We start from the raw sequence: 13,170 nt of genomic DNA on the forward strand, positions 1-13,170 counted from the left end.
CGATGCTGGCCGCGGCGAGGAGTCCCGCCACGCTGGCGCGCCCAGGGTGCATGTGCGGAGATGCTAGCGCATCCTCGCGGGAAGACGAGAAGGCGGGCGGCCCGGGTTTCGCGGGCGGAAAACTTGCCAGCGGCCGCTGCTCGGGCATCCTGCACCGTCGGGTGATAGCGCCCGGAAGCGCCCTCTGGTTTCATTCACGTGGGCTGCGGTGGGCGGATGTGTCCGGGTGGCGGGAGTGGCGGGTGGCGCGGGGTCCGAACCGGCGGCGCGTGGACAGGGTTCCGGGGGAGCGGCGGCGGCGGCTGGCCCGCGCGATGGCGCTCGCCCTGCCCTCGATCGTCGCGCTGGGCGCCCTCGGCGGCGCCGCGTACCTGGGCTGGCGCCTCGGCTGGAAGAGCGACCTGCTGCGCGTCCGCGAGCTCCGGTTCGAGGGGCTCTCCCGCGCGACGCCGCAGGAGCTGCTCGACCTGTCGCCGGTGCAGCCGGGCGACCACCTCCTGTTCCTCGACACCGACGCGATGGCGGCGGCGCTGCGGCGCCACCCCTGGATCGCCTCGGCCCAGGTCCGCCGCACGTTCCCGCCCGCGCTCGAGGTGCAGGTCTCGGAGCGGCGGCCGGCCGCGCTGGTGGACCTGGGCGGCCTGTACCTGGTGGACGACCGCGGCGAGGTGTTCAAGCGCGCGGTCCCGGGCGACGGGCTGGACCTGCCGGTCATCACCGGCATCGAGCGCGAGGCGTGGGTGGAGGGGCGCGCCGAGTTCGCGCCGCTGCTGGGCGGCGCGCTGGCGCTGCTCGGGCGCTGGTCGGCGCGCGGCCTCGACGCGCGCTCGACGATCTCGGAGATCCACGTGGACCCGGAGTACGGGACCACGCTCTGGTCGGACGAGGGGACGGAGATCCGCCTCGGCCAGGGAGACCTGGAGGAGAAGCTGACGCGCCTCCACCGCGTCCTCTCGGCGCTCGACGCCGAGGGGGAGCGGGCGGAGGTGCTGCACCTGGACAACCGCCGCCGCCCGGACTGGGTGGCGGTCCGGGTGGCCGGTCGGCGCGGTGAGCCGGACGGACGGTCGTACGCAGCGGGTGGTGGTGGTCCGCAGGGACGCTCGGCGTCGCTGCGGTAGGGACGGGTCCGAGAGGGCCCTAGGTGGGCGAAAGCGCGACGGCGCGGTCACGCCCGGAGGTTCACATGGCGAAGAGCGGGGACATCCTCGTCGGCCTGGACATCGGCACGACGAAGATCTGCGCCATCGTCGGGGAGGTCACCGACGACGGCTCGATCGACATCATCGGCATCGGCTCGCACCCGTCGAAGGGGCTGCGCAAGGGCGTGGTGGTCAACATCGACGCCACCGTCGCCTCGATCAAGCGCGCGATCGAGGAGGCGGAGCACATGGCGGGGTGCGAGATCACCACCGTCTACACCGGCATCGCCGGCGGCCACATCAAGGCGTTCCCCTCGCACGGCGTGGTGGCGGTGAAGGACAAGGAGGTCCGCCAGCAGGACGTGGACCGCGTCATCGACCAGGCCAAGGCCGTCGCCATCCCGCTGGACCGCGAGGTCATCCACGTGCTCCCGCAGGAGTTCGTGGTGGACGACCAGGACGGCGTGAAGGAGCCGGTCGGGATGAGCGGCGTGCGCCTGGAGGCGAAGGCGCTCATCGTCACCGGCGCGGTCTCCTCGGCGCAGAACATCGTCAAGTGCGCGCAGCGCACCGGCCTGAACGTGGCCGACATCGTGCTGCAGCCGCTGGCCTCCTCGCTGGCCACGCTCTCCGAGGACGAGAAGGAGCTGGGCGTGTGCCTGGTGGACGTCGGCGGCGGCACCACCGACATCGCCATCTTCCACAACGGCTCGATCCAGCACACCGCGGTGATCTCGCTGGGCGGCAACCACCTCACCAACGACGTGGCCGTGGGGCTGCGCACGCCCACCCACGAGGCGGAGCGGATCAAGAAGCAGTACGGCTGCGCGATGGCCTCGATGGTGGACAAGACCGAGACCATCGAGGTGCCCAGCGTGGGCGGCGGGCAGCCGCGCGTCCTCTCGCGCCACATCCTCGCCGAGATCGTGGAGCCGCGCGTCGAGGAGATCTTCATGCTGGTGCAGCACGAGATCCAGAAGTGCGGGATGGAGGAGATCCTCGCCTCGGGCGTGGTGATCACCGGCGGCTCGACGCTGCTCGCCGGGATGCCGGAGATGGCCGAGGAGGTGCTGGGCGTGCCGGTGCGGCGGGGGCTGCCGCGGGGGATCGGCGGCCTGGTGGACGTGGTGAAGAGCCCGATGTACGCGACCGCGGTGGGCCTGGTGATCTACGGCGCGCACCAGCAGGACGACAGCCCGTACTTCAAGATCCGGGACGAGAACGTCTACCGCAAGGTGAAGGTCCGCATGAAGGAGTGGCTGGGCCAGATCTTCTAGCCGCGGGGGGGAACCGACCAATGATCGAGTACACCGACAGGCAGGACGCGGCGAAGATCAAGGTGATCGGCGTCGGCGGCGGTGGCGGCAACGCCATCAACACCATGGTGGCCGGGCGCCTCGAGGGCGTGGAGTTCATCGCCGCCAACACCGACGTGCAGGCGCTGGCCGCGAACAAGGCCAGCGTGAAGATCCAGCTCGGCAAGTCCGCCTCGCGCGGGCTGGGCGCCGGCGCGAACCCGGAGGTGGGCCGCACCGCGGCGCTGGAGGAGCGCGAGCAGATCGCGGCGGCGCTGGAGGGCGCCGACATGGTGTTCGTGACGGCCGGGATGGGCGGCGGCACCGGCACCGGCGGCGCGCCGGTGGTGGCCGACATCGCCAAGGCCACCGGGGCGCTCACCGTGGGCGTGGTGACGAAGCCGTTCCTGTTCGAGGGGAACAAGCGGCGCAAGCAGGCCGAGGCGGGGATCGCCGAGCTGGCGGCCGCGGTGGACACGCTCATCGTGATCCCGAACCAGCGGCTGCTCTCGGTGGCGGGCGAGAACATGTCGCTCGCCGACGCGTTCAAGCGCGCCGACGAGGTGCTGCTCAACGCGGTGCAGGGCATCTCCGACCTCATCACCGTGCACGGCATCGTCAACGTGGACTTCGCCGACGTGCGCACCATCATGGGCGGCCAGGGCATGGCGCTCATGGGCACGGGCCGGTCCTCCGGCGAGCAGCGCACCATGGAGGCGATGCAGGCCGCCATCAGCTCGCCGCTGCTCGAGGACGTCACGCTGGACGGCGCCACCGGCCTGCTGGTCAACATCACCGGCGGCCCGAACCTCACCCTGCACGAGGTGAACGAGGCGGTGTCGATGGCGCAGGCGGCCGCCGACAGCGACGCGAACATCATCTTCGGGTCGGTGATCGACGAGCGGCTGGGCGACGAGGTGAAGATCACCGTCATCGCCACCGGCTTCCAGGCGCGCGAGGAGCGCAGCCGCGCCATGGCCCGTAAGGTCGAGCCGGTGGAGGCGCGGGCCCCGGCCACGGTCCGGCAGGTGCCGCCGCCGCTGCCGGTCGAGGCCGCCGCCAAGCCGCCCATCCGGCTGCAGACCCCGGCCGCGCCGGCCCACGTCACCGCGCCCGCGAAGGTGTCGTTCCGCCGCGAGGCGCCGGTGTACCGCCCGGCCGACGAGGACCAGTACGACATCCCGGCGTTCCTGCGCCGGGGCAACCCGCCGCGCGAGTAGTCCTCCCCGGAACCCTCGCGCCCCGCGGCGCGCCCGCTCGCCGGGCGCGCCGCGCTTCGTTTCAGGTACCGGACGGTCCGCTCACCCCGAGCGTAGCCGCGCGCAGCGCGGCGGAGTCGAGGGGCGGCTCCGGAGGCACCGGCTCGTCGGGCAGGTCCGCCGCCGGCGCGCCGTCCAGCCCGAGCCGCGCCGCGATGGGCACCTGCGCGCGCAGCACCAGCGCCACAAGCTCCGGGAGCGGCAGCCCCACCTCCTCCGCGCCGCGCCGGATGTACTCGCGGTCCACCGAGCGCGCGAACGCCTTGTCCTTCATCCGCTTCACCACCGACTCCACCGGCACGTCGGCGATCCGCCTCGACGGGCGCACCAGGGCGCAGGCGCCCACGAACCCGGTCAGCTCGTCGGCGGCCACGATCGCCTTCTCCATGGGCGTCTCGCGCGCGATGCCGGTGTAGAACGCGTGCCCGCCCACCGCCTTCACGATCTCCTCCGGCCAGCCACGGGCGCGCAGGATCTCCATCCCGCGGAAGACGTGGTCCTGCTCGGTGGGGAAGCGCTCGTAGTCGAAGTCGTGGAGCAGGCCCACCAGGCCCCAGGTCTCCAGCCCGGCCGGCTCGGCCACGCCGGCGCGGAGCGCCAGCGCGCGCATCGACGCCTCCACGGCCAGGGCGTGGCGGCGGAGCGGCTGGGAGGCGGTGTGCTCGCAGAGCAGCGACCAGGCGGCGGCGCGGGACGGGACGGGCGCGGTCATGCGCCGATGGTAGCCGGGAGCCCGCGCCCGCGCCGCTCCCGGTCAGGCGCGCGCCAGCCGCGGGACGAGGTGGCGGACCGAGGCGTCGTAGCGCCAGCTCGTGCCCATGTGCCCGCCCTCGAACTCCTCGTGCACCACCGGCACGCCGCCCGCGCGCAGCGCCTCCGCCACCATCCGGGCGCCCCAGCGCAGGTGGAACTCGTCGCGGGTGCCGCAGTCGAGGAACACGCTCTCCAGGCGCCGGTAGGCGTCGAGCGCGCGCGGCACGAAGCGGACCGGGTCCGCCTCCAGCCAGCGCGCCCACACGTCCTCGCGGATCCGGCCGCTGGGCAGCTCGAACGGGAGCGCCAGGCCGAGCGGCGCCGCGGGGTCGGCGGCGTAGTGCGCCGCCATCGCGAGCACGTTCAGCACCGGGTGGTCGCCGCCCGCGAGCTTCGTCTCGCGGGCCCGCCGCTTCGCGTCCTCCAGCCACGCGGCGGCGTCCGGCGCGCCGAGCAGCGCCGCCGCGGCCTGCGGGAGGTCGTGCAGGTAACAGTACTCGAAGTAGGCGTCGCCGGCGTGGCAGCCGAGGTGCGCGAAGGCGTCGGGCCGGTCCCGCCCCATGCGCAGCGCGCCGTAGCCGCCCGAGCTCTTCCCCACCACCGCGCGCGCCTCGCGCCGCGGGACGGTCCCGAGCCGCGCCTCCACGAGGCGCACCACGTCGTCGGCCACGTAGTCCTGGTAGCGGCCCACCGCCGGCGCGTTGATCCACTGCGTGCCGCCGAGCGCGGTGAAGCCATCAGGGAACACGGCCACGAACGGCGGGGCCTCGCCGGCCGCGACCAGCGCGTCGAGCCGCTCCGGCACGGTGGGCTGGAACGCGCTCACGTTGAGCCAGCCGCGCGCCGAGCCGGCGAAGCCGTGGAGGAAGTAGACCGCGGGCAGCCCGGCCGCGCCACCCGGCGGCACCCAGCACAGGAGCGGCCGCCGCGCCGGATCGCCCAGCGGGTTCCCGGCCAGCGCCTGCGAGTCGATCTCCAGCTCCACCAGCGTCCCGTGCATGTCGCCTCCGCGCCCGTCGAGCGGTAGCGCGGCGGCGCGCCGGGGGCAAGCGCGGCGCCCGGAACGCACGAAGGCCGCCCCCGGGGGCGGCCTCCGCGCTGCACGCCCGGACCCGCGCTACAGGTCGAACTGGCCTCGCCAGCCGACCTGCAGCCACTCGTGGAACTTCTTGTCGTTGATGCTGCCGCCGCCGGAGATCACGCCCGAGGCGTCGCCCTTGTCGTAGCGGCCGAAGCTCGCCATCAGGAACGGCCCGGTGCGGAGCTGCGGCCCGACGAGGAAGTCCATGCCGGCCTGCAGGTTCACCCACTCCACGCCCTTCCACTTCATGGTCAGGTTCTCGCCGCCGCCCTCCGCCTTCAGGCGGTTCCACTCGTATCCGATGCCGACGCCGAGCCACGGCGCGAGGTTGCCCGCGGCCGGCAGCGTGTAGATCCCCTCGACGCCGAGCCGCATCACGTACGCGGAGCAGTCCACCCCGGACGTGTCGCACATGGACTTCAGGTCGCCGCCGGTCCCCGCGAAGCCGTAGGAGAAGTAGGGACCGACCGCGAGCGCCGGCGTCACCCGGAACAGCGCGTCCACCTGGATCGGCACCTGCCCGTCCACCCAGTCGGCCATCTTCAGCTTGTCACCGCCGCCGCCGCCCACGTCCCCGAGCCCCCAGGCGTACCCGAGCCGGAGCCCCAGGCTGACCTGCGCGTTCGACGCGGTCGGCAGCAGCAGCGCGGCGAGCACCGCGCCCAAGGTCACGATCCTGCGCATGGCGATCCCCCTCACGTGATCGGGGCCGCCGTCGGCGCGGAAGGTCGCGCCCCGAGCCCCGCCGGGTCGGGATCATACGCGGGGTGTGCCCCCCGGCAACTTCGCGACCGGACCGCGACACGACGCCGCGGGCGCCCGGTCCGCTAGCGCTGCTCGAGCTGGACCCGGATGCCGATCTGGACCCAGCCGTGGAAGCGCTGCGCGTCGGCGAGCTCCGTGCGGCTGCTCGGGAACGGCCAGTGCTGCCTGGCCTCCGCCGTCCCGTACCGGCCCAGGCTCGCCATCGCGAACGGCCCGATGCGCAGGCCGGAGGTCGCCGCCACGTCGGCGCCGGCCTGGAGGTTCAGCCACTCCACGCCGTTCATGTTCACGCGCGCGTCGCCGGGGAGGCCGCGGGTCGACTGGATCCACTCGTAGCCGATCCCGGCGCCGAGCCAGGGCGAGAGGGACGCGCGCGGCGCCAGCCGGTACAGGGCCTGCGCGCCGGCCCGGATCGACCAGCTGGAGCAGTCCACGCCCGGCTCGCGGCACAGGGCCTCGAGGTCGCCGCCGGTCCAGGCCCACCCGTAGGCCACGTACGGACCGATCGAGAGCGCCGGCGTGACCCGGAACATCACGTCCGCCTGCACCGGGAGCTGCGCGTCCACCCAGTCGGACATCGCGTGCCGCTCGCCGCCGCCCTCCCCCACGTCGCCGAGCGCCCGCGCGTACCCGACGCGAACGCCGAGGCTCATCTGCGCGCTCGCCGCCGCGGGTGCCGCCAGCGCGACGACCGCCGCGCCCACCGCCAGGATCCTGCGCATCGCACCGCCCCTCGCGCCGGCGCCGGGCGCGGGCGGCGCGCCCGCGCGGGCCGCGCGCAGGGTGAACGATACCGTGAGTGAGGGCGGGCAGGCGAGCGCCTCGGAGGCGCGGCGCGGACGTGCGCCGGGGTCAGCGGCCGCGCGCGAGCACGAGGCCGGTGCGGGCGGTCAGCTCGGTGGTGCGGGCGAGCAGCGACTGCGCCTCCGCGTACAGCGGATCGGCGTCGCCCGCCTCCTCCGCCGGGAGCTCGCCGATCCGCGCGAGCAGGTCGGACACGCGGAGCAGGTGCTGGTGGGCGAGCAGGAGGTCGCGCCCGAGCCGGGCGCCCTGGCGCGTGAAGATGAGGCCGCTCTGGAACAGCCGCGACAGGCCCCGCCGGTTCACCTCGTCCACGCCGCGGCAGCGCGCCTGCAGCTCGCGCAGCCGGCGCGACTCGCGCGCCTGCGCGAGGTCCACCACCGTGGACGCGGCCGCGGGGGCGCGGCGCGATCGGGGGAGCGGGGACGGCATCGCGGGGAATCGTAGGCACCCCGCGCCACCACGGTCAACGGCCGCCGGCGCTTGACAGTTCGCGCCGGAGGTGCGGGCCGCGCGCGCTCCCGCGGGGGCGCGCGCCGCCGATCACGCGAGCGCGCGCGCGGCGAGCTCGACCACCTTGTCGAGCGCCTTCTCCAGGCCGGCCGGATCGGAGCCGCCCGCCTGCGCCATGTCCGGCTTGCCGCCGCCCGAGCCGCCCACCAGCTTCGCGGCCTCCTTCACCAGGTCGCCGGCCTTCAGGCGCGCGGTGAGGTCGCGGGTCACGGCCACCAGCAGGATGGCCTTGCCGTCCTGCTCCGCGCCGAGCGCCACCACGCCCTTGCCCAGCCGGTCGCGCAGCTTGTCGGCCAGCTCGCGGAGCGCCTTGCCGTCGCCCTCCACGCGCGCCGCCAGCACCTTCGCGCCGCCCACGTCCTTCGCCTGCGCGGCGAGGTCGCCGGACTGCGCCGCGGCCGCCTTCGAGCGCGCCTCCTCCAGCGCGCGCTCCAGGTCCTTCACGCGCCGCTGCGTCTGCTCGATCTTCTGCGAGACCTCGAGCGCGCCGGCCTTGAGCAGCGCCGCCGCGCGCCGCAGCTCCTCCGCCTCGCGCTGCTGGACCTCGACCGCGCGCGCGCCGGTGTACGCCACCAGGCGCCGCACGCCCGAGGCGATCGACTCCTCCGAGCCGATCTTGAAGAACGCGATGTCGCCCGACCGGCGCACGTGCGTGCCGCCGCACAGCTCCTTGGACGGGCCGATGCGGACCACGCGCACCACGTCGCCGTACTTCTCGCCGAAGATCATCATGGCCCCGGCGTGGCGCGCCTCCTCCAGCTTCAGCACCGCGGTCTCGGTCTCGGCGTTCTCGCGGACGAGCTCGTTCACCCGCCGCTCCACCGCGGCCAGCTCCTCCTCGGTGACCGGCTGGAAGTGGGAGAAGTCGAAGCGCAGGTAGTCCGGCGCCACCACCGAGCCGGCCTGCTTCACGTGCTCGCCCAGCACCTCGCGCAGCGCGAACTGCAGCAGGTGGGTGGCGGAGTGGTTCGCGCGCACCAGGTCCCGCCGGCGGTCGTCCACCGCCAGCTCCACCGCGTCGCCGACGGCCACCTCGCCGCGCAGCACCTCGCCCACGTGCGTGACCAGGCCGGGCACCGGGCGCTGCGCGTCGTCCACCCGGATCTCCAGCCCCGCGCCGGTGATGTGGCCCACGTCGCCCACCTGGCCGCCGGACTCGCCGTAGAACGGCGTCGCGTCGGTGACGATCTCGACCTTGTCGCCCTTGCCGGCGCGCGCCACGCGCGCGCCGTTCGCGAGGATGGCCTTCACCTGCGCGCGGGCCGCCGGCAGCTCGTAGCCGAGGAACTTCACCTCGCCGAGCTCGCCCGCGATCTGCTTGTGCAGGTCGTCCACGCCCTGCTCGCCCGAGCCCTTCCACTCGGACCGCGCGCGCTGCTCGGCCATGTGGCGGTCGAAGCCCTGCTCGTCCACGTCGAACCCGCGCTCCGCCGCGATGACGCGCGTCAGGTCGAGCGGGAAGCCGAACGTGTCGTAGAGCTGGAACGCCACCTTGCCGTCGATGATGGGCCGGGCACGGCCCGGCGCCGGGGTGGCGGGCTTGCCGTCGTAGGTCGCGTCGGGGACGAGCTTGCGCATCTCGCCCTCGAGGATGGCGAGCCCCTTGTCGAGCGTGCGGCGGAAGGACTCCTCCTCCTGCTGCGCCACCTTCTCGATGAACGCGCGGTTCTCCCGGGTCTCCGGGTAGGCCGCGCCCATCTCGTCGATGACGGCCCCGCACACCGCCGCCAGGAACGGCTTCTCCAGCCCGAGCCGCTTCCCGTGGCGGATGGCGCGCCGCATGATCCGGCGGAGCACGTAGCCGCGGCCCTCGTTCGACGGGAGCACGCCGTCGCCCACCAGGAACGTGGTGGCGCGGGCGTGGTCGGCGATGACGCGCATCGAGACGCCGTCGTCGGAGGCGGCGTCGTAGCGCTTGTCCGAGAGCTTCTCGACCGCCTGGATGATGCTGCGGAACAGGTCGGTGTCGTAGTTCGAGCGCTTGCCCTGCGCGACCGAGGCGAGCCGCTCCAGGCCGGCGCCGGTGTCGATGGAGGGCTTGGGCAGCGGGGTGAGCCCGCCGTCCTGCCCGCGCTCGAACTGCATGAACACGAGGTTCCAGATCTCCAGCCAGCGATCGCAGTCGCAGGCCACGCCCTGGCACTTGCGCCCGGCCTTCTCCTCGGCGCACGGGACGTCGTTGCCCTGGAAGTAGTGCAGCTCGGAGCACGGGCCGCACGGGCCGGTGTCGCCCATGGCCCAGAAGTTGTCCTTGGCGCCCAGCTTGTGGATGCGCTCGACCGGCACGCCCTGCGCCTTCCACAGCTCGAAGGCCTCCTCGTCCCAGGGGAGCGTCCCCTCGCCGGCGAACACCGTGGCCGCGAGCCGGTCCTTCGCGATGCCGAGCCAGGCGGGGCTGGTGACGAGCTCCCAGGCCCAGGCGATGGCGTCGCGCTTGAAGTAGTCGCCGAAGGAGAAGTTCCCCATCATCTCGAAGAACGTGTGGTGACGGGCGGTGAACCCGACGTTCTCGAGGTCGTTGTGCTTTCCGCCGGCGCGCACGCACTTCTGCGCGGTGGTGGCCCGCGAGTAGTCGCGGCGCTCGCGGCCGGTGAACACGTCCTTGAACTGGACCATCCCGGCGTTGGTGAAGAGCAGCGTCGGGTCGTTCTGCGGGACGAGCGAGGAGCTCGCCACGCGGCGGTGGCCGTGCTCCTCGAAGAAGCGCTGGAACAGCTCGCGGATCTCGGCGGCGGTCGGGGTCTTCATAGGTGGGATCGGCATCAATAACAGAGGTTTGCGCCGGGAGCCACCGCCGCGCGGCCCGGCCGCCGTCCCAGGCCTCAGCGACCTTCGCCGCCGTCCAGGCCCGGCAGCACCACCCGCCAGGCGCCGTCCTCGCGCACCAGCGTCACCTCGCCCTTCGCGCCGGCCTCGTCCTCCACCGCCACGATCGCGGTCCCGGCCGACTCGCGCACCACCACCGCCGTGCGGATCCGCGCGGCCCGCGCCGCGAAGTCGCCCAGCACCAGGTCGCGCCCGCGCGCCGGCACCACCCCGGGCGCCCGCGCGGCCAGCGCCTTCGCCCGGGCGTCGAGCGCCTCGCGCGAGCGCGCCGAGAGCATCGACCAGACGGCGGCGGCGTCCCCGGCGCGCGCCGCGGCGGCGAAGCGGCGGTACTGGTCGGCGGGGCTGGCCGGGGCGCGGCAGGCGGCGAGGGCGAGGGCGGCCGCGGCCAGGGCGGCGAGGGGCGCGGGGGAGCGGAGGCGTCGCATGGCGCGAGTGTAGCCTCGCGGCCGGCCTCCCGCCTCCCCGGCAGGCGCCGGCCCTGCGGGGCCCGGCCCGCCCGCCGGCGTGCTGCCCGGGGCTGGCCCACCACGCGCCGGGCGCCCAGCTTTTCGTCCGGGAGGAACCGCGATGAGGATCCATGCCTTGCTTCTGGGCGTCCCGGCCGCGATCGGGCTCGCCTGCAGCACCCCGAGCTCCGGCTCCAGCGCGCGCACCTCGAGCGCGCGCACGAGCCGGGCCAGCACCGACGCCGCCGCCAGCGCGCCGTCGGCGACCAACCCCGGCATGCGGGCCGAGGAGGGCGCGCAGGCCGGCGCCGCCTCGGACGTGAAGGGCCACGCCAGCGACCAGGTGATCACCGGCCGGGTGGCGCAGTCCGACGGCCGCACGCTGACCATCCAGTCGGCGGACGGGACGCAGCGCTCGCTCCACGTGGCCGACCAGACGGTCGTCACGATCGACGGGCGCGACGCCCACGTCGCCGACCTGGCGCCCGGCCAGGACGTGCGCGCCAGCTTCAACGAGGTGGACGGGCGCGAGATCGCCGTGAAGGTCGAGGCGATGGGCGCGACCGGGACCGGCAGCGGCGGCTACACGCCGGGCACGCCGCCGGGGGCGCACCCGCCCGACGGCTCGCGCAACGACGCCGGCCGCGGCGGCACCACCGGCGCGCCCGAGAGCACCACGCCGCAGGGCGCGACCAGCCCCGGCACCCGCTACTAGCGGCGGGACCGGCGACGCGGAGGCGGGGGGCGCGGGGCCTCCGGGCGCATCGGCCCGGGGGCCCTCGCGATCCCGCGCGCCTTCACTTCAGGAGCCGCAGGCGCCACACCGGCTCGCCGCTCGCGAGGTAGCGGCGCTCGCGCGTGGACGGGATCTCGTCCGGCGCCGCCTCCGCGAACCGGCCCGGGCCGGCGGCGTTGCGGAAGCCGGCCTCCTCGAGCCGGACCACCGCCTCGCGCGCGTAGCGCTCCACGTCGGTGCGGAAGTCGAGCACGCCGCCGGGCGCGAGCAGGCCGAGGAGCAGCGCCGACATCCGGTCGTCCACCAGGCGGCGGCGGTGGTGGCGGCGCTTCCACCACGGGTCGGGGAAGTGCACGTGGATGGCCGCGAGCGAGCCCGCGGCGAACAGCCGCGGGGCGAGGAGCCGCGCGTCGCCGTTCAGCACCAGCAGGTTGGGGAGGCCGCGCCGCGCGCCCTTGGCCGCCAGCTCCGCGGCGAACTTCCGCCGCTGCTCGATGCCCACCAGCGCACGGTCCGGGAACGCGCGCGCGAACCCGAGCGCGAACCCGCCGTGGCCGCAGCCGATCTCCAGCTCGAGCCGGCCGCCGGCCGCGCCGAAGCGGGCGCGCCAGTCGGGCAGGAGGTCGCGCACGATGGGTGCGTCGTCTTCGATGGAGAAGATCATGAGCGCGCCTCTCTTAGCATGGTAAGAAACCTCCGTGCTCCGGCGCCTCCTCCTGCCGGCTCTCCTGGCCGTGGCGCTCGCCGCCGGCGGCTGCCGCGGACGCAGCCCCGGACCGCCCCCCGAGCGCTTCGTGCCCGCCGCGGTGCGGGCGGTGGTGGTCGTCCCGGAGACCGGGCGCGCCAGCCGCGAGCTGGCGGCCCTGCACGCGGTGGTGTCGGCCTTCCCCGGCGCGACCGCGGTCGCCGAGGCGCGCGGGGCGATCGCGGCCCAGCTCGGCTTCGACCCGCTCGACCCGAAGGGCCTCGCCGAGGCCGGCGTGGACGCGCGCCGCGGGGCCGCGCTCGCGCTGCTCGGCGCCGCCGGCGAGCCGGCGCGGGCGCTGCTGGTGCTCCCGGTCGGCGACGCGGCGAAGCTGGAGACCTTGCTCGGGCGCCTCGCCCGCGAGCGGCTCGGCGCGGAGCTCCGCACCGCCGAGCCGCGCGGGGCGTTCTCGACGGTCGCCTTCCGGCGCGCCGCCGGCGAGCCCATCGCGCTCGCGTACCTCGTCACGCAGCGCACCGCGCTCGTGTCGCAGGGGCCAGGCGCGGCCGACCTCGTGGCCGAGGCGGCCGGGCTCGCGCCGGAGCGGGCGCTGGCGGGGAGCGCCGCGTTCGGCGCCGCGCGGCGCGCTGGCGACGCGCCGGCCGCGATCGCGTTCGCGCCGCCGGGCTCGCCGCTGGTCGCGCGGGCCTGGCCGGTGCGCGACGGCCTCGCCCTGGGCCTCTCGGCCGGGCCGGGCGGCCTCCGCGCCAGCGCGGCCGTGCTGCTCGGCGCGCGCGAGCCGTCCTTCCGCGCGCTCGCCGGCGGGGGCGCCGCCGCGGCGCTGCTCGCGCGGGCTCCACCCGGA

General features: G+C 75.2%; 12 protein-coding genes and 1 pseudogene. 5 read left to right on the top strand and 8 right to left on the bottom strand.

Annotated features, from left to right (window positions below; genetic code table 11):
- The first annotated feature begins 242 nt into the window (after nucleotides 1–242).
- The 3 genes from PSR1_RS15690 to ftsZ all read left to right on the top strand — a co-directional run bounded on the left by PSR1_RS15690 (nucleotide 243) and on the right by ftsZ (nucleotide 3,657).
- Nucleotides 243–1,121 carry an FtsQ-type POTRA domain-containing protein gene (locus PSR1_RS15690; protein ID WP_059438432.1) on the top strand — a complete coding sequence of 293 codons (879 nt, stop codon included), beginning with the start codon at nucleotides 243–245 and terminating at the stop codon, nucleotides 1,119–1,121.
- 65 nt (nucleotides 1,122–1,186) lie between these two features.
- Nucleotides 1,187–2,419, top strand: a complete 1,233-nt coding sequence (ftsA, locus tag PSR1_RS15695; RefSeq protein WP_012527804.1) for a cell division protein FtsA — start codon at nucleotides 1,187–1,189, stop codon at nucleotides 2,417–2,419.
- Between the two features lie 20 nt (nucleotides 2,420–2,439).
- A complete protein-coding gene (gene ftsZ / locus PSR1_RS15700; RefSeq protein WP_059438433.1) occupies nucleotides 2,440–3,657 on the top strand; it encodes a cell division protein FtsZ in 1,218 nt (405 codons plus the stop codon).
- Between the two features lie 61 nt (nucleotides 3,658–3,718).
- Here ftsZ and PSR1_RS15705 read toward each other — a convergent pair whose 3' ends face one another.
- From PSR1_RS15705 to PSR1_RS15735, 7 genes are all read right to left on the bottom strand, one after another.
- Nucleotides 3,719–4,408, bottom strand: coding sequence for an HDIG domain-containing metalloprotein (locus PSR1_RS15705; RefSeq protein WP_059438434.1), 690 nt, complete (start codon nucleotides 4,406–4,408; stop codon nucleotides 3,719–3,721).
- A gap of 42 nt (nucleotides 4,409–4,450) precedes the next feature.
- Complete coding sequence (locus PSR1_RS15710) at nucleotides 4,451–5,449, bottom strand: esterase family protein (RefSeq protein WP_059438435.1); 999 nt, start codon at nucleotides 5,447–5,449, stop codon at nucleotides 4,451–4,453.
- Nucleotides 5,450–5,566: 117 nt separating this feature from the next.
- Complete coding sequence (locus PSR1_RS15715; RefSeq protein WP_059438436.1) at nucleotides 5,567–6,214, bottom strand: hypothetical protein; 648 nt, start codon at nucleotides 6,212–6,214, stop codon at nucleotides 5,567–5,569.
- Nucleotides 6,215–6,357: 143 nt separating this feature from the next.
- Entirely contained in the window at nucleotides 6,358–7,017 is a 660-nt protein-coding gene (locus tag PSR1_RS15720; protein WP_059438437.1) for a hypothetical protein, read from the bottom strand.
- 130 nt (nucleotides 7,018–7,147) lie between these two features.
- Nucleotides 7,148–7,528 carry a hypothetical protein gene (locus tag PSR1_RS15725; RefSeq protein WP_059438438.1) on the bottom strand — a complete coding sequence of 127 codons (381 nt, stop codon included), beginning with the start codon at nucleotides 7,526–7,528 and terminating at the stop codon, nucleotides 7,148–7,150.
- 111 nt (nucleotides 7,529–7,639) lie between these two features.
- Entirely contained in the window at nucleotides 7,640–10,357 is a 2,718-nt protein-coding gene (gene alaS, locus PSR1_RS15730; protein WP_059438439.1) for an alanine--tRNA ligase, read from the bottom strand.
- A gap of 74 nt (nucleotides 10,358–10,431) precedes the next feature.
- A complete protein-coding gene (locus PSR1_RS15735; protein ID WP_059438440.1) occupies nucleotides 10,432–10,863 on the bottom strand; it encodes a hypothetical protein in 432 nt (143 codons plus the stop codon).
- 142 nt (nucleotides 10,864–11,005) lie between these two features.
- Here PSR1_RS15735 and PSR1_RS15740 point away from each other — a divergent pair, with 142 nt between their 5' ends.
- On the top strand, nucleotides 11,006–11,599 hold the full coding sequence (locus PSR1_RS15740) for a hypothetical protein (RefSeq protein ID WP_059438441.1): 594 nt from the start codon (nucleotides 11,006–11,008) through the stop codon (nucleotides 11,597–11,599).
- An 82-nt stretch (nucleotides 11,600–11,681) separates the two neighbouring features.
- Here PSR1_RS15740 and trmB read toward each other — a convergent pair whose 3' ends face one another.
- Nucleotides 11,682–12,284 carry a tRNA (guanosine(46)-N7)-methyltransferase TrmB gene (gene trmB / locus PSR1_RS15745; RefSeq protein ID WP_059438442.1) on the bottom strand — a complete coding sequence of 201 codons (603 nt, stop codon included), beginning with the start codon at nucleotides 12,282–12,284 and terminating at the stop codon, nucleotides 11,682–11,684.
- 34 nt (nucleotides 12,285–12,318) lie between these two features.
- Here trmB and PSR1_RS15750 point away from each other — a divergent pair.
- A pseudogene (locus PSR1_RS15750) lies at nucleotides 12,319–13,170 on the top strand (hypothetical protein); the annotation flags it as partial.

It is taken from the genome of Anaeromyxobacter sp. PSR-1 (genome assembly GCF_000964525.1).
In the GTDB taxonomy this organism is placed as follows: Bacteria; Myxococcota; Myxococcia; order Myxococcales; family Anaeromyxobacteraceae; genus Anaeromyxobacter.